Here is a 21,315-nt window from a genome sequence, read left to right as displayed (position 1 = left end):
CCACGGTGACTGGGCTCTCCGGGGCGTATTCAACGCTTATCACGTCTGATAATCGAGAGACAGCATTTATGGTAGTTGTATCTCTACGAGAGTTTGGTGTACTACTGAATGTCGACAGGGGTGCTCATCGTGGACGACTCTCATTTTATGCGGAATCTATTGCGCCAGATCTTGGAACAAGATTACCGCATTCTCGGAGAGGCGTCCAACGGCGCTGAGGCCGTTAAACTGTACAAAGAACACGATCCCGACATCGTGATGATGGACATCGTGATGCCCAAATGCAACGGCATCAAGGCGACCGCGGCGATCAAGAAGATCGACCCGGACGCCCGCGTCATCATGTGTACGAGTGTCGGACAGCGTGAGAAAATGAAACTCGCCGTGAAAGCTGGCGCGGACGGCTACGTCACGAAACCGTTCGAGGAACCCAGCGTCAGAAAGGCCCTTTCAGACGTCGTCGCTGCATGACGAGAGTACTCGTTGTCGACGACTCGAGGTTTATGCGGACAGTCATCGGCAACGCGCTCGAGGCGGCTGGCTACGATCTCGAAACGGCTTCGAACGGTTCCGAGGCCGTCGAGACCGTCGCCACGTTCGATCCGGATGTCGTGACGATGGACGTCGAGATGCCCGAGATGGGCGGTATCGATGCCGTCGAGCGAATCATGGCGACGAACCCGACTCCGATTCTCATGCTCAGCGTCCACACCGAACGCGGCGCTGAGGCGACGCTCGATGCCTTGGAGCGCGGAGCCGTGGACTTCCTGCACAAGCCCGACGGTTCGGACTCGCGAAACATCGCCCACCTCAGCGACGATGTCGTCGACGCAGTCGGCGAACTCGCCGAGGCCGATGTCTCGTCGGTGGCACTCGCGCGGGCCTCGGCGGCGGCCTACGCGACTCGCTCGGGACGCGCCGACAGTGCGGGACGTGGATCGACGACCGGTAACGCGGTCGCCGGCGGCGGGGCGGAGGCCCGACTGAACCCCGACTCCGGGACAATCGGTCCCGAGACGGGACCGGAGATCGGCGCTCCCGTCGTTCCGGAGGAGGACGCGACTCCCGTCGCCGTCGACGGGGATCGCGCCGATGCACCGACGGTCGTCCTCGGCGCGTCGACCGGCGGGCCGAAGATCGTCGAACGACTGTTCGAACGACTCCCGGCCGATCTCGAGGCGAAAGTGCTGGTCGTCCAGCACATGCCACCCGGGTTCACCGAGCGGTTCGCCGACCGACTCGACGCGAACAGCGCGTACGACGTCAGCGAGGCGGCGGATCGGGACTGGGTCCGGGCCGGCGAGGCCGCGGTTGCACCGGGCGACCACCATCTCGAGGTCGCGCGTAACGTCAACGGTGCCCTTCGGCTGCGACTCGACGACGGCAAGCGCGTCCACGGCGTGCGGCCGTCGATCGACGTGACGATGGAGAGTGCCGCCGAGCGGGTTTCCGATGCGCTCTGTGGCATCGTCCTGACTGGGATGGGCCGCGACGGGGCGGCCGGGATCGAGGCGATCAAGGCCGCCGGCGGTCGGACCATCGCACAGGACGAGGCGACGAGTCCGGTCTTTGGCATCCCCTGTCAGGCAATCGAAACGGGCTGTGTCGATACCATCGCGCCCGCAAACGGCATCGCCGAGGCGATCGTCGACGCGTTCACGACGGACGGTGAGAACGATGAGTGATTATCTGACAGACTTCGTTCAGGAGAGCGAAGAACGGATTACCGAACTGAACAACGCCTTGCTCACCCTCGAGCGCGAGCCCGACGACGAGGAGGCGATGGAGAACATCTTCCGGATCGCACACACCCTCAAGGGGAACTGCGGGGCGATGGGGCTGGAATCGGCCAGCGACCTCGCCCACGCGATCGAGGATCTGCTCGATGCCGTCCGCCGCGACGATCTCGAGGTGACTGCGTCGTTGATGGACATCGTCTTCGACGGCGTCGATGAACTCGAGACGATGATCGGAGAGGTCGCCGAGACCGGCGAGATCCGGACCGATCCGTCGGCGACGATCGAAGCGCTTCGTGAACACCTCCCCGATGCTGACGGGGCGAGCGAAGGGGTCGAACCGCCGACGGCAGACGAAATCGACGACGTCTGTGCCCGATTCGAGCCGCCGGCCGACGACGGCCACGACGTCTATCTCGCCCGCCTCGTGATCGCACAGGAAGCGGGCATCAACAACGGGGAACTGGTCGTCGATGCACTGATCGACGCCTTCGATCTGATCGGAACCGACCCGCCCCGCGAAACGATCGAGACCGGGGACTACGGCGGGAGTTTCGACGCGGTCTTCGGGACCGCGGTCGGCGAGGCTGCGATCGCCTCGGGACTCGACCCGGTCGAGGAGGTCGACGAGTTCGAAATCGTCGATGTCTCCGATCGGTTCGAGGGCGAAAACGCAGTCGCAGGCGCGCCCGGGGCGGAGTCGGCGGCCGATTCCGAGCCGGGTGACGGGATCTCTTCCGATGAGGCCCAGGACCTCGAAGTCGACGATCTCCTCGACGAATTCAACGAGTTCGATAACTTAGACGAGATGGTCGACGACGTCGAGGACGAGGAGCTCGACGCGTTCGAGGACATGGGTGAAGCCGGGTCGTTCGACGATCTGTTGGACGAAGAGGACATCGACGAACTCGATGCCGATCCGGGCGAACCGCCAGGTGGGGCCAGCGATGCGGATGACAGCCCGACCGACGGGACCGCGGCGTCGACGGCCGACGACGCGGCCGGAGGCGACGCATCGTCTTCGGCCGACACCGACGCCGACGACGAAGTCGACGATGCCGGCGCGGTCTTCAACGAACTCAAAGACGAGGTCGAGATGGTCGGGTTCGACGAGCTCCAGGACGAACTCGAGGAACTCGAGTTCGACGAGTTCGACGAAGAAGAGGAAGTCGATATGGACGAACTCCTCGGCGAGGACGCCGACGACGACTCGTTCCTCGACGACGAGGAGCCGTCAGCGGATGCGGTCGACGATATCCTGGTCGGCTCGGAGGCGGACGCTGAGCCAGACACGGACGAGGCGGTCGACGAGATCGGAGCCGATTCCGAAGCCGACGCCGCGCTCGACGATGCCGTCGATGAGATCGGAGCCGATTCCGAAGCCGACGCCGCGCTCGACGATGCCGTCGATGAGATCGGAGCCGATTCCGAAGCCGACACCGCGCTCGACGATTCCGTCGACGAGATCGGAGCCGATTCCGAAGCCGACGCCGCGCTCGACGAGGCAGTCGACGAGATCGGAGCCGATTCCGAAGCCGACACCGCGCTCGACGAGGCAGTCGACGAGATCGGAGCCGATTCCGAAGCCGACACCGCGCTCGACGAGGCAGTCGACGAGATCGGAGCCGATTCCGACGAGACTGCGGCGTCGATGGCCGACGACGCGGGACCGAGCGATGAAGCGACCGCCGCGCCCGATCCGGATGCGGAGACGACCGCCGAAGACGGTGTCGACGATTCGGCGGTGGCCGAAGCGGAGCACGGTGAAACGGGAACCCACGAAGCGGGTCCCGACGAGCCGGCCACCGACGACGGTGCTGTAGCGGATGGCGCTGTCGACGATGTCGCTGCAACCGACTCTGACGATGTCGATACCGGCGAGACGGACACCGATGCGGTCAGTTCGGACGAGTCGGTCGCTGTCGACGAGCGTCCCGATTCGAACGACGCCGGGTCGGCTGAGGACGCAACTGCCCCTGCAGCCGATGCACCCGCAGCGTCCGACGACTCGTCCCCGCAGACCGATCTCGAGGCCGACGATGCGATGGCCGACGCGGGAGACGGGGCTGTCGCCGATGGACCCGACGACGGTACGGGGTCCGGTACCGACGACGCGGCGACGGCCGACTCGTTTGGCGGGGCCGACGACGAGGTCGAGCCGACGCCGGCCGTCGATGACGACTTCGGGACGGCCGACGACGAGTCGGACCCCTTCGACGACGGCAGCTTCGCGGCCGATGTCGACGACTCGTTCGCGGACTTCTCGGCCGATGCGACCGACTCCGAGCCGGAGCCGGTCGACGGCTTCGACAGCGGGTTCGACGAGCAACCCGACGGACAGTCCGACGACGAGGCGTTCCCCGAAGCCTCCGCGTTCGATACCGACGAGACCGGCTTCGGGGAACCCGCGTCGGATGTCGAGTCCGAGTCGGACTCGAGCCTGTCGGCTGCCACATCGTTCGGCGACGACGGGAGCGGGCCCGAAACCGACGATTCCGCCGACATCGTCCGGACCATCGACGAGCCCGAGATGGAGATTCCGGATGTCTCGCTTCCGGAGACGAGCGACCGGTCGGACGCCGCCGACGAGGACGACGAGATCCAGTCGGTTCGTGTCGACATCGAACAAGTCGACTCCCTGCTCACGCTCGTGGAGGGACTGGTAACCAGTCGCGTCCGCCTCCGCCACGCGGCCGATGCGGACGACGATGGCACGGCTCTCGACAAGGAACTCGACGCGCTGTCGGATCTGACGGGCGATCTGCAGGAGACGGTGATGGACATCCGACTGGTGCCGCTCCAGACGGTGACGAGTCGCCTGCCGCGGGTCGTTCGCGATATCGCTCGCGATCAGGACAAGCAGGTCGCCTTCGAGATGAGCGGCGAAACCGTCGAACTGGACCGGAGTATCCTCGATCGGATCGGCGATCCGCTGATCCATCTGGTTCGCAACGCCGTCGACCACGGGATCGAAGCCCCGGAGCGGCGCGAGGAGATCGGCAAACCGCGCGAAGGGACCGTCGAGGTCCACGCCGATCGCTCGAGCGACCGCGTGACGATCACGGTCGCGGACGACGGGAACGGACTCGATCCGGATCGGCTTCGCGACGAAGCAGTCGACGCGGGGGTTCTCGACGCGGCCGAGGCCGACGCCCTCTCCGAGGGGGAGGCGTACGACCTCATCTTCCATCCCGGCCTTTCGACGGCCGACGAGGTGACGGACGTCAGCGGCCGCGGCGTCGGCATGGATGTCGTCAAGCGGACGATCGAGGACCTGGACGGGACGGTCTCGATCGACAGCGACGAGGGCGAGGGCACGACCGTCACCATGACGCTTCCAGTGACGGTTGCGATCGACGAAATCCTGTTCGTCGAGAGCGGTGGCGAGGAGTTCGGTATCCCGACGAAGGCCGTGCAGGACATCGAATCCGCGACCGCGATCGAAACGGCCGCCGGCGAACCCACGCTCCACGGCGACGACGGCGACTATCCCGTCGTCGAACTGGCCGACGTTCTCGAGACGCCGGCTCCAGGTGCGAACGGCGACGGGATGGTCGTCCGCATTCGCGACGAGGTCCGCGAGGTAGCGCTGCACTGCGATCACGTGCAGGGCCAACAGGAGGTCGTCGTCAAGCCCTACGAGGGCGTTATGAGCGGTATCCCGGGGCTCAGCGGTGCAACGGTGCGGGGGAGAGGGGAAGTAGTCAACATCCTGGACGTGACGACACTATGAACGAACGCGAACACCCACACCTACGGAGAAATTCATGACGATGATGGTCGATATACGAAAGCTGAGCTTCATAAACGAGATGGCGAAAGTCGGGACGAACGGCGTCGCCGACAACATGAGCAAACTGACCGGCGAGGACGCCCAGATGGAGGTGACCAAGACCAACTTCATCGACGTCGACGACATCGAGTCACAGCTCGATGCCGGGAAACGGGTCGGCGTCCGCGTCCGGCTGCTCGACCCACCACACGGGCACATCCTTATCCTCTTCCCCGAGGCGAGCGCGAAGAAGATCACGGCGATCATGCTTCGCGACGTCGTCGACGACATGGGCGATGTCTCCGGGAAGATGGCCCGCAGCGCCGTCGAAGAGATGGGCAACATGATGGCAAGTGGCTTCATCGACGGCTGGGCGGACGTGCTCGGCCGCGCGATCGATATCGCCGCGCCACAGCTCGTCTACGCGCAAACGGGTGACATCGTCACCCGGACGGCCAGTCTCGGCGGCGACGATCTGGCACTGTTCTTCGACTCCGATCTGTCGGTCCCCAGCTACCAGATCGAAGCCGAGATCTACGCCTTCCCCGACTTGGGAGAGTTCGTGGAAATGGTCAACGGCATCGAAGTCCAATCCGCATGAAACTCGACGTCAACGCACTCGGCACGTTCTACCGGATGGCTCGAGAGGGGGCCGGACTGGCGGCGGGCCGACTCACCCATATGCTGGGCGTCGAGACGAAGGTCGGCGTAACGAAGCTCAACTTCATGCGCGGCCAGGAGATCCGGCGCGACTTCGAGGACTCGACGGAGAAGGTCGGCGTCCGCGTCAAGCTGACCGGCGGGATCGAGGGCTACTCGGTCGTCGTCTTCGAGCGCGAGAACGCGCTTCGAATCGTCGAAACCCTGCTCGCGGAAGCCGGTCCCGACGCGGATGTCAACGCCGATGTCGACGAGATCGACGGCTTCGACGAGATGACCGAGAGCGCGGCCACCGAAGTCGGCCACATCATGAACAGCGGCTTCATCGATGGCTGGGCCGACGTCTTGGAGACCGTCATCGACGTCTCCACGCCGGAGTTCGTCGAGGGACAGACCGCCGAGCCCTTCTTCGGCGACATTGACGAGGCACCGGCCGACGACGACCTCGCCTTGCTCTTCCAGAGCCAGATCGAGACCGTCGGGACCGAGGTCGGCTTCAGTCACTACCTCTTCCCGAAACGCGAGTCGATGTCGAAGCTCCTCGAGCAACTGCGCACCAGCGAGGGCATCGAGTACGACAAACTCGACGGCTTCGATCGAATGGCGGAACGCGGTGCCGAGGAGGTCGCCAAGACGGCGACCACGCTGACCGGCATCGATACCAGCGTCGACATCCGCCGGCTGAACTTCGTCTCGCTCGAGGCGATTCCCGAGCAGGTGGCAAACGAGAAACTCGTCGGGGTCGCCTTCGAATTCGACGGCATGCCAAGCGGCTATCTCCTCTTCCTGTTCGACGAGGAGTCGGCCCACGAGATCGTCGACGCGATGGTTCCCATGGAGGTCGACGAGGACGGGTTCGGCGAGATGGGCACCAGCGCGATCAAGGAGCTCGGGAACATCATGGCAAGCGGGTTCCTCGACGGCTGGGCGAACGTCCTCGATACGACGATCGACCATTCGACGCCGGAGTTCATCCACGACATCGGTGCCGCGGCCGTCGACCCGGTCATCATCCAGCTCGGAGAGAATCAGGACTTCGCGTTCGTCTTCGACACGGTCGTTATGGCCGACGGTCGGGAGTTCGACTGCGAAGTGTACGCGATCCCCGACGAGTCCGATCTCGAGCGGGCGCTGAACAATTTAGACGTCGATCGGATCGAGGAGACGCCGACGACGGCGGAGTTCCAGGAAGTCGATAACACATGAAAACGTACGGCACCGAACCGGGCGCACCGACGCCGGTCCAGGTCGGCATCTCCGAACTCGTCGTCAGCGACGGCGACGACACGCTCAAGTCCTACGGCCTCGGGTCGTGTCTGGCCATCGCCCTGTACGACCCAAACACCAATATCGGCGGCTTGGCACACGTCATGTTGCCCGACGGCGACACTGCGGACAACAGCGAGCGCAAACCGGGCAAGTACGCCGATACGGCGATCCGTGCGCTCCTCCGGCGCATGGTCGAGCAGGGCGCAAACTACACCGCCGTCGAAGCGAAAATCGCCGGCGGCAGCGACATGTTCGAGTTCGAGAGTTTCGGCGACGGCGTCGGACAGCGAAACATCGCCGCCGCAAAGACGGAACTCGAGAAACTCGGCGTCCCGCTCGAGGCGGAAGACGTCGGCGGCGAATACGGTCGAACCGTCGAATTCACGCCCGGGACGGGGACGCTCGTGGTGAAAACGTCCGACGGAGATAACGGAGTGATGGAACTGTGATCGGCAACGGCGCTGGCGACGCCGGCACCGACCCCGACGACGGTGACCGTGACGACGAGGTGTTCGCCGACCTCCTCGCGTTCGTCGAAGACGAACTGTCGTTCGCGACCAGTCACTACAACGACAGCTACCTCGACCGGCGTATCTCCTCCCGGATGCGGCGGACGAGAAACGAGACGTACCAGGACTACTTCGAGCACCTGCGAACTGATGCCGACGAACAGGAGGCGTTGCTCGAGGCGATGAGCATCAACGTAACCGGCTTTTTTCGGAACCCGGATGTCTGGTCGGGGATCCGGACCGTTCTCCGGAAACTGTCCGCGAAAGAGACGACCGTCCGAGTCTGGAGTGCCGCGTGTGCCGACGGCCGAGAGCCGTATTCGCTTGCAATGCTCGCGCGTGACGATCCCAAGATCGACGAGTCCAGCGTCTACGTTCTCGGGACCGACATCAGTACACCGGCGCTCGAAACGGCTCGGAACGGCGTCTATGAGGAATCCCGGACGGTTGATTTCGACGACCAACTCTCCTTTCTCGACAACTACCGGCGGTACGTCGATGTCGACGGGCGGACCTACCGTATCAGCGACGAAATCAAGCGAAACGTACGCTTTCAGCGCCACGACCTGATCAACGACGACCCGAAGTCGGGGTTCGATCTCGTCACGTGCCGAAATCTCTTCATATATATCGACAACGCGTACAAACGACCGATGCTCGAAACGATCGCCCGGTCGCTTCGAACGGACGGCTACCTCGTCATCGGCAAGGCCGAGACGATCCCGCCGTCGCTCCAGTCGGCGTTCGCCGTCCGCGAGGCTCGCTTGCGAATCTACCAGCGGGACGGACGCAACACGGGCGGCGGGACGACCGACCGCCGCACGGACCCGAACTTCACGTCGTAGCGGCGACGAACGGAGGATACGATGGCGGTTATCGGGCTGTCCGCGAGAACCCGTTGGGTCTGTTCACAGTGCGGAGAACAACCACTCGTTACATGACGGTTCGCCGAATACTCCCGACGAATGCCTCCGTTCGACCTTCGACCGTTCGTCGCCCGCACTGCGGCGCTGATCGACTCGTCGCCGCCGACGTCCCGCGGTGAAACCCGCACGTGGCTCGTCGAGCCCTTCCTCGAGGCCCTCGGCTGGGACTGTCGTGCCGATTCGTGTGTGACCGACCGGACCGTCGACGGGACGCGAGTCGAATACGTGCCGATGATCGATTCGGTGCCCGCGCTGCTCGTCGCCGTCGAGGCCTACGATGCGTCCCTCGAAGAGTCACGTGCCACCGCGCTGCGGGGGGCGATGACCTGGACGGGTATCGACCGTGCGATCTACACGAACGGCCGCGAATATCTCCTGCTCGCGGGCGCGTCCGATGTCGACTACCACGCCCTCACCCTCTCCGAACTCGCCGACGCGGAGTCGACACTGGACAACTACTCGAGGGCGGCCCTGGCTCGCCGACTCGAGCACCACTCCCGGGACCACGTCGCCCGGCGACTCGCACTCGAGCGGCCATGTCTCGTCGACTCGATCGTCGAGCAACTGACGACGGCCGCCGTGCAGGGCGATGCCTATGCCGACGAGTTCGACGCCGCGGTCGACCGACTCCTCGACCAGCTCGTCGTCGCGTTCGCCGATGGCAGGCCGGAATCGGGGGAGAGCCGGACGGACGTCTCGATTCGATTCAACGAATCGGCGGTAACCGGAGACGGGGAGACGAATGAGACCTGTGCATCCGACTCTCGGTCCGGATTGCCCGCCGACTCCGGCGGCGACGCTACCGACCCGAGAACGGACGCGACTCGAGCCGAACGCGGGAGCGCTTCGGGCTCGAACGCCGACGCTGCCCGCGAAACCGGTGCGGGAGACGCAAGTGGGACGGAATCGGACGACCCGTCGGCGTCGACTCCCGACGACGGATCGGACGGATCGACCGTTGACGCCGACACCGGTACCGACGACGGCGAATACGTCGTCCGATTCTTCAACGATCGCGGTTCGATCGGCGCGATCGGCCACTCGACGGCGGCGGGGGCACTGGTCGAGGCCGCCGAGTACCTGTTCGAGCGCGGCCTCTCCGGTATCGATGTCCCGTGGAGCCCCGACGACGCCGACGGCACGGTTCTGAACTCCGCCCCCACTCACGCCGACGGCTCGCCGATGGCCGCCCCGACACAGCTCTCGAACGGGCTCTATCTCGCGACCGGGGGCGAGCCGGACGAACGCGCCGCACGCGTCGAGGCGCTCGCCGCTCGAGCGGGATTGCGGGCGATGCTCACGGGGGACTGGGACGGTCGAACCTCCTGAAGCGATTGCGACGCCGATCGGCCAGCCGTCTGGATCGGGTGTGCAGTGACGTTCAATGGCCGATCGCTCTCGACGACTCTTCGGAGAAGTGACGGCGCGGTCAGTACTTGACGTGGGTCTCGACGACCGTTATGACGACTTGGAGGTCGCTGCCCGTGCTTTCACCACAGGTCGCTTTGGGGGTCGGACTGGCTGTGTCGCGCTCCCAGCCGGACCGTTCGAGCGTCGCGTTCCAGGCGTTGTCGTAGTCCGTATTCGCCGTTACCGTCACTTCATCGACACCGCTTTCGATCTGTGTCTTGCGCTCCGTTTCGTTCATCGTCACCTCGAGCGTGCCACTACTCTGGATCGACCCGTTGGTGGCCTGGACCGACGGAATCGTAATAAGGACCGATTCGTTCCCCTCGTCACACGCCAGCTGTGGTCGTTTGAGAACGACGCTACCACCGTTTTCGGCGGAGCGAACGACGCCGCCACCCTCGTAGATAATCCGATCTGACCCGGTCGTATACGCGAATTCGCCGAGCGTCACGGGACTGGCGTCAGCGGAAGCGGTACCGGCACCGGTATCGAGTTCGATCTCGAGTACCGTCCCGTCGGAGCCGGCCGCAAACGTCCCTTCGCGAAGCGATAGTTCGCCGCGTCGCTTGTCGATCCCGTCGTATCGCAGCACGTCGTTGAAGTTCTCCGTGAGTGCCTCCATCGCTCGCTCGGAGTTCCGTAGCTGCTCGCCGTCGCTGTAATCGGTCATCGCTTGGAATCCGGTCATGGACAGCAACATGACGGAGCCGATGATCGTCGCGAAGACGAGGATGAACGCGAGGACATCGGAGACTGCACGATCGGGGCCGGCACGTCCAGCGCTCGGCTCGCCGTTTCGGTTTCGTCTCATCGTGTTCCTCCGTGGATCGATATTTCACTGGTGGTCGGGTCACCGGTGGACCGATGGCGGATTTCGATCGTGCCGCCCGACACTGTCTTCGAGTCGTCGTCGATTTCCGCGTCGATCTTGACCGGGACGTAGACGACGGTATCGGCGTCCGTCGCCGTCAGTTTCAGACACTCGGTCGAGCCATCGAGAAACCGTCCGTCCCCGCATTCGATCGCAGGGAGCAATTCGACCGTGTACGACGAGCCTGCAACCGTTTGCGGATGGTCGGCAGTAGCGGTCACCTCGTCGTTCGTCCCGATCGCCGCCCGGTCGACGTTCGACAGTTCATCGCTCAGGCGCTCGCCGACCGTCTCGAGTGACAGCCGCGCGCTGTTTTCCTTTTGGTTCTCGAGGAGCGTGCCACCGGCCATCAGGAGCATCGCGATGAGGACCGTCGTGATGGCGATGGTGAGCGCGTGCGTGACCGTGATCGAAACGCCGCGGTCAGCCCGACGGAACCGGTCACGCATCGACCGACACCTCCGACCGGCGGAGAGTAACACATCCGAATCGATGAGTTGCTGATATAATTCGATATATGACTTCAATCGGGTTCGTTTCGGAAAGATGAATTAGTCCGGATTCAACTATAGTGTCTCGAACATACGCATGGGTTGTTTCGAGTGGTATTTTCATGTGGTTGCTGTTTCTTGTTCTCAATCGTTGATCTCTCCGTGGACGGTTCCGTCGTTGACAGTAACAGTTCCGTCAGCAGTCACGTCACCGTAGACGACGCTGCCACCGTCAATGTCAACATCTTTTTTCGAGTATATATCCCCACGAACAACACTGTTTGTTCCCATAGAGATGGTCTTGTCACTGGATATATCTCCACTTACTTTCGCCCCATTGTCCATAGTTATGGATTCTTTATTGTTGATATCGCCGATGAGCTTTCCATCATCAATATCGATATTCTGTGCCCGGATCACACGACCATAGAGTGTGCTTTCATCGGTTATATCCAGATCACCATCGATCTCCACTTCCCCAACGAGGGTACTTTCATCAGCAATATCGACCGTAAAGCCGCTTCCATCGGCCTTTTTGATATCACACTCAGTTATCTTACCATCATCAATCGTCGTCGAACCACCAGTAAGATTGAGATTATCGCAGAACCCGTTTGGAACTAGCCCGAAGGGATTTTGACTCCCTTCACCGTAGATAGGAACTCGCTGTAACCGCGTATACGAAACCTCATTCGAGGTATACGTGACGTCCGCCGCGATATCCCACGCGCCGTAGTCGACATCGACGATTCCGTCGATATCCTGGTCCCCTTTGACCACGAGTTCGTACGAGCCGTCGGCGTCGTCCCCCTGAGATAGTTCGACTTCGTCGTACGACTCGTCCGGGTCGATCAACTCGAGTCCGCACTCCCGTTCGGTTCCGTTGATCGTTCCACGAACGAAGTCGATTCGAACGGGTTGAGACATGGAACACGGCTCGGATTGTATCGTATAGTCGCTGCCGGAGTCTGCGATCGTCACCTCCTTCGTTCCGCCACTGCTGTTAACGGATCGAACGGTTATGTCACCGTCACTGTCGTCCGGATCGAACTCGAGGGCGAAGTGACCGACGTGTCGAGTCGTGTTGATCGCGGACTCGTTGTTCATCAAGTCGACGGATTCGTTACCGATGCTGTTCGTTGCAACCCGTGCCTCCATGACGACATCGACGGTCTCGATCCGCGTGGCTGTCGGACGGCTACTCACCGTCGTGTTCAGGTACGAGTCCGCGTATTCCGAATCTCCGGTGATCGCCGTCTCGAGAGCGTTGCCATAGCTCCCGCCGCTGCTGTTGTCCCAGTTGACATTTCCGCGATGGGCGAGGCCCCCGAGTCCGTCCTCGAGTTCATCGTTCGTCACTTTGGCACCGGGGCCGGTCTGGCCGGTCGGGCCGGAGGCGACGGTTTCGGTGGCGAGCACACCGTTGTAGACGACGACGGCACCCAGAATGATGAACGCGAGGGTAATCGCGCCGACGAGGAGCAACTGCCCGCGATCGCGGTGTCGGTGGGAGATGGTTACCATGCGACCACCCGGACTTCGACGACGTTGTAGACCGGATTATTCGGGCCGTTGCTCAACTCCGAAATCGCCGACTCGCTCTCGTTGAGGTCGCTCAGCGTTCGCTCCCGGTCCGGAGTCACGTACTGATCGTCGTACAGCGTTACGGTATAACTGGCCGTGACGCTCGATGGTGGGGGCCCGGACTGGTGAACCAGCGTTTTGTTCTCGCTCCCTTTCGGATGTATCTCGACGTTGTATCCGCCACCACGCTCGTTGAATCGATCGTCCAATATGCTCCCGAGCGTCGATTTGTTGGCGAAGGTATCGGGATGGTACTGCCGATAGTCCCCGCTCTCTGCCAACTGGCCGTCGGTACCTTCGAATCCACCCTCACCGTTCCAGCGACGGAGCGTCTCCGAGAGGTTTCCGTCTTCCGCTGCGACGACCAGTGCGTCCAGTGCTTCCTGTTGTCTCTGTGCCTGGTCGGAGCGGTCGATCCCGCCGGTCGACGGCATGATCACGACCGACTGCAGTGCGAACAGGGTCGCCATCAGTACGACCATCGCGCCGATGAACCCCTCGAGCGTGTAGGCCTGTCCGCGATCGCCGCCGGATGGAATATCAGTTCCAGCCATGCTATCACCAGACCCTCACGACGAGCCGACAGGCGGGGTCACACTCGTCGACATCACCTTCGAGCGTCACGATCCGTGCCGAACTGGCCGCCGACTGGTTGCTATACGGTTCCCCGGCGGTGGTATCGGGGTGTTTGAGCGTCGTACTATTGTTCACGTATTTTATCGTCACGTTCAGGCTATCGTAAACGTGATCCTGGTCACCGCTCGCCCGGAGTCCGAGCTGGTGGGTCAGGTTCTCCTCTCCGGCATACTCCGTAAAGTCGATCTCGTTACCCGATCCCGTTCCGAGATCGTCGACGATCCGGTCCGCGATCCGGTCGGCCTGTGCCGTCTTCGCACCGTTCGACGACTCGTACGGGGTTACGAGCGACGGAAGAAACGAGAAGACGAAGGCGATCGCTAGCAGGAACACACCGATCCCGACGGCGAAATCCTGCGTGGTCTGGCCCCGATCCGCGAGGGAGATCGAGATCGTACGGGGTCGTCGTTGTCGATCCTGCTTTCGGTCGCATGGGCGTTGGTCGCTCATGTCAGGCCACCAGGGTCCAGCCGATGAGTGCGATCGCGGACAGTCCGACCGCGTATTTCAACCCGCTCAGTATACTGGCGTCGCGCATATATCCACAGATAAACCCGGAGATGATCGCCTGCAGGGTTACCGCGTGGAAGAACAGCACCGACAGCATGTCGACGTTGATGTTCTCGCTGAGGTTCGCACCCTGCATTGCACCGCCGGCACCGCCGGGAGCTCCGCCACCGCCGCCACCACCACCGCTGCTGCTTTCGAGACCCGCCATCGTGTCGATAAACTGCGTTTTGAGAATGGCGATCACCGCGAGCACCGTCATGAACGTCATGATGATGATCACGATCTGCATCCGGGTTCGGGACTTGCGTTCGCGCTGGATATCGTCGTGGTTCTCGCTCGCGGTTGCAGCCGTTCGGAGGACGTCCGAAATCTCGTTTGACGCCTCCTGTGCTTCGGTGATCAGGCGCATCGTTCGGGCGAGGCGCGGAATGTGGTACTTGTTGTTGAACTCGATGAGCGCTTCCTTCATGCTCGTCCCGTAGTTGACCTTCGTGTGAACGATCTCGAACTCGCGGGCCAACTTGCCGCTCGTCGTGTCGGAGACGGCCTTGAACGACTCGAGCAGCGTGAGCCCGGTGTCGTTCGAACTCGAGAGTTTCCGGAGGTCTTCGGAGAGTTTGTTGACGACGGCGGTTCGGTGGCGGAAGTTCCACTCGCGGAAAATCGCCAGCGGCAGGGCGACGATGTACAGCGGGACGTAGAGGTAGATGACCGTTCCCCAGATCGGTTTCTCGAGGAGTTCCTCCCACGACATCGGTGTCGCCCCGTTTACCACGGCCGTAACGACGACGACGAGTGCCATCGGTACGGTCAACGCAAGGGTGATCAGCGGATTGTCCCTGAAGAAGTGATGTGGCTTCCGCAGAACCTCGATCGTCTCGTAGGTCCCCTCGCGGTTCTTGATTCGATCGAAAACGCTGTGATCGCCGGTGAACTGTTCGACGAGCCCGAGGCCCAACAGGCCGTCTTCCTTGCCGGTTTCGGTCCGTTGGTCCGTGTTCCCCATCGTGAGGAAGCCGTCGCCGGGTTCGTCGTGTTTGACCGTCGAAACGAGGACGATGAAGGCGACCCCGATCATCGGGATCAAACCGTACACGGTCATGTAGAGCATCTGATTCGAGACGCCCGCGCCCGGAATCATCTGCATGATGACCATGATGATGATCAGGAGAAGCGGGAACAGCGATAGCGTCATGTACATCTCCCCGAACAGTTCGAGCGTCTCGAGGGTGAGTTCCTGTTCCTGCTTTGCGGTGCGCATGTGCTTTTCTTTCTTGTCCTCGAGGAAGCTCTGCATGTCACCGCCGCTATTGACGATCGAGAGCATGTCGGTCAGGAACTGCGCGAGGTCGTCGCTCGGCGTCTCCAGCGCCTGTTTCCGAATGGCCGTTCGGTAGTCGATGTCGAAGTATTCGGTCTCCTTGACGATACTCTGGAACTCCTTTGCGACCTCGCCGTAGGTGTCGTCGGCCTGGGCCATCGCCTCGATGATCTCGAGTTGGTTCAGACCACCGACCGACAGGGCGTACATAAACGAGACCGAGTCGGTCAGGAGCATGTTGATCTCGCGTTTGCGCGAGGACGCACGCGAGTAGGGGATCGCGACCATCGATCCGAAGCCGATCCCGAAGCCGATCGTACCGAGTATCAGCCCGGTAAAGAAGACGATGGCCGGGACCCGAAGCATCTCGATGATCTGCAGGAGGAGTCCGTTGCCGACCGGGATACCGATGAGCGTCTCGTTCGAGAGGAGCCCGATGGCGAAGACGCCGTAGCCGAGCATGAGTCCGATCAGCCAGAGGGTGAGACCGCTGATGAATCCGATCCCGAGCGCTCGCGAGAGGTAGAGTTCGACCGTATCCGTCATCCGGGCCTGCGCGAGTTTCGTCTCGACATCGGCGACGAACTCGCTGTCGTCCCCGAACAGCCGATCGTAGAGCGGGTAGAACCGATCACCGAGTACGTCGGAGCTTCCCGACATGCCCGAGCCGCCGCTGTCCTTCGTTTGGAGGCTCATGAGTCGGTCTCCTCGTCACTTTCGTCGGCGTCGAAGATGCCGCCGTTTCCGTCCGCCGCGTTTCCGTCATCATCACCTTTGAAAATCGACTCGTCATCGCTCGAGTCGGCGTCGAACAGTGATCCGTCATCGTCGACCCTGTCGGTCTCATCGTCCGTGAAGACCGACTCCGAATCGTCGCCGAATATCGAGTCGTCGCCGGCTTCGTCGTCCGAGTCCGCTTCCGGCTCGTCATCGGCGGCGGTTTCGGCCGACGAGTCGACACCCCCGTCGTCGATATCGATCGTCGGCGGGTCGGTGCTCCCGGCTTCGGGTGTTGCCGACTGGTCGTCGCTTCCCGTGTCCGTGTCGTCGGTTCCGTCGTCCCGACGACCGGCAGGCGAACCGTCCGACTCCGTTGCGCCCGCCGCAGGCGACCCCGATTCAGTGCCATCCGAGTCCGTCGTCCCGTCATCGAGATCGATCGTCGGTGGTTCCGGTTCGTCGTCAGCAGCCGAGTCCGCCGCAGGCGTGTCGGAATCCGCTGCATCCGAGTCCGTCGCCCCGTTATCGAGATCGATCGTCGGTGGTTCCGGATCATCGTCCGAGGTCCCGTCCGCCGCAGGGGAATCGGATTCCGCCACATCCGAATCGGCCGACCCGGTCCCGAGGTCGATCGTCGGCGGCTCCGGTTCGTCGTCCGGGGCCGCATCCGTCTCGGCTGCGGGTTGTGTCCCGGACGCAGCCGTCGATGTGCGGTCCTCCGAATCGGGATCGAAGATGGAATCGAGATCGCCGTCCGGGAACATCGAATCGAATCCTGACGTTTCCCCGTGATCGCTCGCCGTCGGTTCGGGGCCGCCAGCCGTCTGCCCCGGTTGCGGATCGTCGATCCCGTCGATCGTCTCTCCCATATCGTCGAACAAGCCACCCAGATCGCTGTCACCGGCGTCGTCGGACGGCAGTATCGTCGCATCGCTCGCCGTCGATCCCGTCCCGTCGCTCGAGTCGGTTGTCTCGTCCGCCGGGAGCCGGTCGCCCGCGTTCGGCGGGGCGTCCTGGGCCGTCGTCTCCGCCGGCGTACTACTCGCTGCGGGCGATTCACCGGCAGGCGCGCGTTCGTCGGCTCCCTCCGGTCCCGGTCCGGTATCGGCGTTGGTAGCGACGCCGGCCTCGGCCCCTTCGCTCAGCCACGCTGGCTCGTCACCGCCGCCGTCGTCGCCGTCGATGGCGAACGCGGTCGAACTGTCACCCAGTTCCCACTCGTCTTCGTCGACGGTCTCGTCGACCTCGCCGCCGAACTCGAACTCGTCGCTGTCGGCGCGGTCGACCTCGATCGTGCTCTCGGCTTCGACATCGCCGAGCGAACTCGCGAGTCCGCTGGGAACCTCTCCGCGGAACTCCTCGAACAGCGACTCCTCGGCCCGTTCCAAGATGTCCGTCGAAAGGTTGTACGTCTCGCTCGTCGCCTCGGGTCGCGGAACGAGTTCCTCTTTCTCCGGATCGACGTCGATCAGGACGCTCTCCATCTCCCGGAGGTCCTCGAGACTGTCCTCGAGTTGACCGTTCGCGATGAGCGTGAGGATGGTCTCCGGATCGTTGATAAACGCCTGTACGGTTGCGGCGACTTGTGCGTACGTGTTCAGTCCGTTTTTGATGAGGTACGCGAGGATGACCTCCCGCTTGAACAGTTCGTCCTCGAGTTTCTCCCGACTCCACCCGCGATCGAACTGGATTTCCTCTAACGTGTTCGAATCCCCCATCTTGAGGAACTCGTCGGTCTCGGCCTGCCACTGATAGACGTCCTGAACGTTGATCTCGTCGTGTTCGGCCTCGTAGTGGTTGATCTCGGTCAGGGACTTGTTCCGGCGGACCTTCCGACCCTGGACGCGGGTCTGGGTCTGGATCGACACCAGATCCAGCGCGGTGAACATCGTCTTCGAGACGTTGATCGGGTCCGTCGTGAACCGCTTGAGCACCTCGTCGACAGAGTCGGCGTGGAAGGTCGTGTAGGTGGTGTGCCCCGTCGACATGACCTGGAAGAGCGTTCGGCCCTCCTCACCACGGATCTCACCCATCACGATGTAGTCGGGGCGCTGGCGCAGTGCGGCCTCGAGCAGGTCGAACTCGTCGACGTCCCCCTGTTCGTCGTCGGAGAACGAGGGGCGGGTGACGCTGGCAATCCAGTTTCGCTGTGGCAGTTCGACCTCGCGGGTGTCCTCGATGGAGACGATCTTCGCGCTCGAGGGAATAAACAGCGAAACGGCGTTCAGCGATGTCGTCTTCCCGGATGCTGTACCGCCGGCGAAGATCAGGCTCTTGTGGTTCTCGATGGCGAGCCAGAGGAACGCCATCTCGTCGAGCGAGAACGTGTTCCAGTTGATGAGGTCGATCGGGGTGAACGGAACGTCCTTGAACTGACGGATGGTGTAGTTGGTCCCGTGATCGGAGACCTCTTTGCCGAGGGTCAGCTGGGCACGCGAGCCGTCGGGCAACGTCGCGTCGACCTGCGGGAGCCGTTTGCTGATCCCTTTGCCCGACCGCTGGGCGAGTTTGACGACGAAGTCGTCCAGTTCGTCCTCGCCGTGGTAGATGTTCGAGATGATCTGTTCGTACTCGGAGTGATAGACGAAGACCGGCGAGTTGTAGCCGTCGACGGAGATGTCTTCGACGTTGATGTCGTGTTTGATCCCGTCGATACGCTCGTAGCCGATGAAGTCCCGCGTAAGCAGGTACAGGAGCTTTTCGACCTGATACTCGCTCAGCGTGTCCGGATCGTCCGCGAGGATGGCCGGTTCGGGTCGGGCTTCGATCCCGCCGAGTCGGCTCGGCCCGGTGTCCTCGGCCTCGACCACGGTCGACTCGTCATCGTCGAGCAGTCCCCGAATCGTCTCGACGACGCCTTCCGACGTACTGCCGGACGTCGCTTCGAAGAGGTCGTACCGTTTCAACAACCGTCTGGTTTCGTCCTCGATTACCGTTCGGCGACCGCCCTCCGTCGCCTTCTCCTTGATACCGTCCTCGGAGTACTTGATCGCCTTCCTGAGTTTACCCGAGAGGAACTCCTTGAGCTCCGCCTCGATCTCGTTCTGGTAGGGCTCGATCATGTAGTACTTCTTCTCGTTTTCCTTCTCCGAGTGGAAGATGACGACGTAGGCGTAGGGCTTGTTCACCCAGTAGCGCTCGACCTCCCGGAAGTGGGTCTTCTTTTCGAAGGGGACCGCCTTCTCGAGATCGTAGCGATTGGAGACGGTCGTGTTTCCCCCGGCCGTCGAGAAGAATTCGTCCTCATCGAGGTCCTCCTGAACGTTGACGGTGCGTTCTTCCACGACATCGTCAAGTTCCAAGGCGACGTCGTTAGCGGCGGCGAGACGACCCTCTAACGTCTCGGGGTCGAAGCCGAGCGCGTCGGATTTGTCTAGCGGCGACGAGTCGTCGTGACCGTACGCCCGCTTGTAGTGTTCCCAGGTCCAGATGTCCTTGACGACCGGCGTCGTCTCCGGATCGAGGTACTCGTCGACGATCGATCGGAGCGTGGCAGCGCTGTCGCCGGCGGTCGGCAGGACCTGCTCCTCGAGGTCGTCGGGATGATACCCGAGGTACGATTCCGGATCGAACGTCACTCGGTCCCAGTCGTCCCCGCTCGGGCTCGATCCGACGTCTTCGCCGGTATCGAGTCCGAGTTGGTCCCCCTCGGTCCCGTCGTCGGGGTACAGGTCGGCCACTTCGTCGCCGTACCCGTACTCGTTCATGAACTCTTCCCAGGTGTACGTACCAACGCTGATCGCCGAATTCGACGTCAGGTCAGCTTCTTGAGACCGCTCGCCTTCCGACGCAGGGTCGGATGCCTCCCCCTCAGAAAAGTCCCCAGCATCCGATTGGTCGGCCTCGTCAATAGCCATTGCATCCACCCTGACGTTCACCCCTCAAAAAATTCATCCGCCGATTACTATTTCTGATAACTCAGAGCCCGCTCGTTTTCGATCGATTCGTCTACTCGGCAGGACGTTATTGGTTTTAAAATTGATACGATATTGCAGGGGGAGGGCGCGAAAACCTTGACATCGCTACCGACGAAACGGGGGAGCGATGAGCGAACTATTCGATCTCGACGGGCGGGTCGCAGTGGTCACGGGCGGGGGACGCGGGATCGGTCGCGCGATCGCAGTGGAACTGGCAAACGCGGGGGCTGCGGTCGTTCCGAGCGCCCGCTCGAGCGACGAAATCGAAGCCGTCGCCGCCGCTATCGAAGACGACGGCGGCGACGCGATCGCCGTCCCCGCGGACGTGACCGACGGCGACGCGGTCAGCGATGTCATCGACAGCGCCACCGACGAGTTCGGCGGCATCGATATCGTCGTCAACAACGCCGGCTTCAACCCTGACGACGCGCTCGGCCGACCGGAGGCGGTCGAACCCGAGAGTCTCGACCGCGTGCTCGATGTCAACCTACACGGTGCGTACGAAGTCACCCGCGCTGCCGCGGACCACCTCCTCGCGAGCGACGGCGGGTCGGTCATCAACGTCGCCAGCGTCGGCGGACTGGTCGGCCTGCCGCGGCAACACCCCTACGTCGCCTCGAAGCACGGACTCGTCGGCCTCACCAAGAGCATGTCGCTGGACTGGGCACCCGCGGTCAGAGTCAACGCCGTCGCGCCGGGCTACGTCTCGACGGCACTCACCGAGGACCTCGAGGACAACGAGCGGCTGCGTCGATCGATCATCGACCGGACCCCGCTCGAGCGGTTTGCCGACCCCGAGGAGATCGCCGGCCCCGTCGTTTTCCTCGCGAGCGATGCCGCGACCTACGTGACCGGCTCCGTACTCGCGGCCGACGGGGGATGGACGGCACGGTAGGCTACTGCCGATCGTTGCCGACTCTCCGTTCCACACCGGGATGCCGTCCCGCACCGATCAGGTTCGGTCGTGTTCGTTCAGCAGCAAA

General features: G+C 62.7%; 16 protein-coding genes. 9 read left to right on the top strand and 7 right to left on the bottom strand.

Annotated features, from left to right (window positions below; all coding sequences use genetic code 11):
* The first annotated feature begins 108 nt into the window (after positions 1–108).
* The 8 genes from cheY (at position 109) to FGF80_RS11900 (ending at position 10,201) form a co-directional block, all read left to right on the top strand.
* Positions 109–471, top strand: a complete 363-nt coding sequence (gene cheY / locus FGF80_RS11935) for a chemotaxis protein CheY (RefSeq protein WP_006181855.1) — start codon at positions 109–111, stop codon at positions 469–471.
* Positions 468–1,685: a chemotaxis-specific protein-glutamate methyltransferase CheB gene (gene cheB / locus FGF80_RS11930; protein ID WP_138654212.1), complete on the top strand. Its 1,218-nt coding sequence runs from the start codon at positions 468–470 to the stop codon at positions 1,683–1,685. Before cheY ends, cheB begins: the two co-directional genes overlap by 4 nt.
* Positions 1,678–5,469 (top strand): chemotaxis protein CheA, encoded by a 3,792-nt coding sequence (locus FGF80_RS11925; protein ID WP_138654210.1) that lies wholly within the window; start codon positions 1,678–1,680, stop codon positions 5,467–5,469. The genes cheB and FGF80_RS11925 overlap by 8 nt, the downstream gene beginning before the upstream one ends.
* A 34-nt stretch (positions 5,470–5,503) precedes the next feature.
* Positions 5,504–6,109: a chemotaxis protein CheC gene (locus tag FGF80_RS11920; protein ID WP_006186561.1), complete on the top strand. Its 606-nt coding sequence runs from the start codon at positions 5,504–5,506 to the stop codon at positions 6,107–6,109.
* Positions 6,106–7,374, top strand: a complete 1,269-nt coding sequence (locus FGF80_RS11915) for a chemotaxis protein CheC (protein WP_006186562.1) — start codon at positions 6,106–6,108, stop codon at positions 7,372–7,374. The genes FGF80_RS11920 and FGF80_RS11915 overlap by 4 nt, the downstream gene beginning before the upstream one ends.
* Entirely contained in the window at positions 7,371–7,886 is a 516-nt protein-coding gene (locus FGF80_RS11910) for a chemotaxis protein CheD (protein ID WP_006186563.1), read from the top strand. Before FGF80_RS11915 ends, FGF80_RS11910 begins: the two co-directional genes overlap by 4 nt.
* A complete protein-coding gene (locus FGF80_RS11905) occupies positions 7,883–8,791 on the top strand; it encodes a CheR family methyltransferase (RefSeq protein ID WP_138654208.1) in 909 nt (302 codons plus the stop codon). The genes FGF80_RS11910 and FGF80_RS11905 overlap by 4 nt, the downstream gene beginning before the upstream one ends.
* Before the next feature lie 120 nt (positions 8,792–8,911).
* Positions 8,912–10,201: a hypothetical protein gene (locus FGF80_RS11900; RefSeq protein WP_138654206.1), complete on the top strand. Its 1,290-nt coding sequence runs from the start codon at positions 8,912–8,914 to the stop codon at positions 10,199–10,201.
* 100 nt (positions 10,202–10,301) lie between these two features.
* On the opposite strand, the gene FGF80_RS11895 is transcribed toward FGF80_RS11900, so the two are convergent.
* The 7 genes from FGF80_RS11895 to FGF80_RS11865 all read right to left on the bottom strand — a co-directional run bounded on the left by FGF80_RS11895 (position 10,302) and on the right by FGF80_RS11865 (position 20,272).
* The gene (locus FGF80_RS11895) at positions 10,302–11,093 is read right to left on the bottom strand and encodes a DUF7289 family protein (RefSeq protein ID WP_138654205.1); all 792 of its coding nucleotides are present in this window, start codon (positions 11,091–11,093) and stop codon (positions 10,302–10,304) included.
* Entirely contained in the window at positions 11,090–11,602 is a 513-nt protein-coding gene (locus tag FGF80_RS11890) for a DUF7266 family protein (RefSeq protein WP_138654203.1), read from the bottom strand. Before FGF80_RS11890 ends, FGF80_RS11895 begins: the two co-directional genes overlap by 4 nt.
* A gap of 186 nt (positions 11,603–11,788) precedes the next feature.
* Positions 11,789–13,129 (bottom strand): bactofilin family protein, encoded by a 1,341-nt coding sequence (locus tag FGF80_RS11885; protein WP_238705282.1) that lies wholly within the window; start codon positions 13,127–13,129, stop codon positions 11,789–11,791.
* 32 nt (positions 13,130–13,161) lie between these two features.
* Positions 13,162–13,782 (bottom strand): DUF7288 family protein, encoded by a 621-nt coding sequence (locus tag FGF80_RS11880; RefSeq protein ID WP_006186569.1) that lies wholly within the window; start codon positions 13,780–13,782, stop codon positions 13,162–13,164.
* 4 nt (positions 13,783–13,786) lie between these two features.
* Positions 13,787–14,314, bottom strand: coding sequence for a DUF7287 family protein (locus FGF80_RS11875; protein ID WP_006186570.1), 528 nt, complete (start codon positions 14,312–14,314; stop codon positions 13,787–13,789).
* A gap of 1 nt (position 14,315) precedes the next feature.
* Complete coding sequence (locus tag FGF80_RS11870; protein WP_138654199.1) at positions 14,316–16,391, bottom strand: type II secretion system F family protein; 2,076 nt, start codon at positions 16,389–16,391, stop codon at positions 14,316–14,318.
* Positions 16,388–20,272, bottom strand: a complete 3,885-nt coding sequence (locus tag FGF80_RS11865; RefSeq protein WP_138654197.1) for an ATPase, T2SS/T4P/T4SS family — start codon at positions 20,270–20,272, stop codon at positions 16,388–16,390. Before FGF80_RS11865 ends, FGF80_RS11870 begins: the two co-directional genes overlap by 4 nt.
* A 187-nt stretch (positions 20,273–20,459) precedes the next feature.
* On the opposite strand from FGF80_RS11865, the gene FGF80_RS11860 reads away from it, so the two are divergent.
* Positions 20,460–21,227 carry an SDR family NAD(P)-dependent oxidoreductase gene (locus tag FGF80_RS11860; protein WP_138654195.1) on the top strand — a complete coding sequence of 256 codons (768 nt, stop codon included), beginning with the start codon at positions 20,460–20,462 and terminating at the stop codon, positions 21,225–21,227.
* The last annotated feature ends 88 nt before the right edge of the window (positions 21,228–21,315 follow it).

This window comes from Natrinema pallidum (assembly GCF_005890195.1).
GTDB classification, from domain to species: Archaea; Halobacteriota; Halobacteria; order Halobacteriales; family Natrialbaceae; genus Natrinema; species Natrinema pallidum.
This window is presented reverse-complemented; position numbering and strand designations above follow the sequence as displayed.